The 241-nt window shown below is 72.2% G+C and carries 1 pseudogene; it reads left to right on the top strand.

The features are described from left to right. A pseudogene (locus SB816_RS34480) lies at positions 1-241 on the top strand (PLP-dependent aminotransferase family protein); the annotation flags it as partial.

Consider the following 241-nt stretch of genomic DNA (forward strand, 5'->3'; position numbering starts at 1 on the left):
GCACGCATCGCAAGCATCTGGAACGGCTGCGCCGGCGCCTCGCGCAGGCGTCGGCCAACGCGGTGGCGCGATTACGCCATGCGGGCTGGGAAGTGTTCGAACAGCCGAGCGGCGGCATGTTCGTGTGGGCGCGCGTGCCCGGCGTGGAAGATTCCGCGCTGCTGTGCGACACCGCGCGCACGTTCGGGCTCGACCTTGCGCCCGGGCGCGAATACCGGCCGAACGGCGAGGCGACGCCGTG

This window comes from Achromobacter sp. SIMBA_011 (assembly GCF_046535435.1).
GTDB classification, from domain to species: domain Bacteria; phylum Pseudomonadota; class Gammaproteobacteria; order Burkholderiales; family Burkholderiaceae_B; genus Achromobacter; species Achromobacter dolens.